This window comes from Bacillus sp. 01N45 (assembly GCF_056399205.1).
Map to the genome: position 1 here is coordinate 1 of NZ_JBFTQW010000051.1, position 492 is coordinate 492.

At 44.3% G+C, this 492-nt stretch carries 1 tRNA gene and 2 rRNA genes; all 3 read left to right on the forward strand.

Annotation, left to right across the window (positions count from 1 at the left end):
- Positions 1–122 (forward strand): 23S ribosomal RNA (locus tag AC1DMU_RS29645); the annotation flags it as partial.
- A 101-nt stretch (positions 123–223) separates the two neighbouring features.
- Positions 224–339: ribosomal RNA gene (gene rrf / locus AC1DMU_RS29650) — 5S ribosomal RNA — on the forward strand.
- 4 nt (positions 340–343) lie between these two features.
- Positions 344–419 (forward strand) — tRNA-Val (locus AC1DMU_RS29655).
- The last annotated feature ends 73 nt before the right edge of the window (positions 420–492 follow it).

The window sequence follows — 492 nt, forward strand, 5'->3', positions numbered from 1 at the left end:
ATGAGATTTCCCATAGCGTAAGCTAGTAAGATCCCTGAAAGATGATCAGGTTGATAGGTTCGAGGTGGAAGCATGGTGACATGTGGAGCTGACGAATACTAATAGATCGAGGACTTAACCATATAATATGAAGCGATGTTATCTAGTTTTGAAAGAATATAAAAAACTTGTTGACTTTAAAAGTTAAATAAGTTAAAATGATTCTTGTCTTAAATGAATATAGTCTGGTAATGATGGCAGAGAGGTCACACCCGTTCCCATACCGAACACGGAAGTTAAGCTCTCTAGCGCCGATGGTAGTTGGGACCTTGTCCCTGTGAGAGTAGGACGTTGCCAGGCAAATGGAGGATTAGCTCAGCTGGGAGAGCACCTGCCTTACAAGCAGGGGGTCGGCGGTTCGATCCCGTCATCCTCCACCATTTAGCCGACTTAGCTCAATTGGTAGAGCAACTGACTTGTAATCAGTAGGTTGGGGGTTCAAGTCCTCTAGTC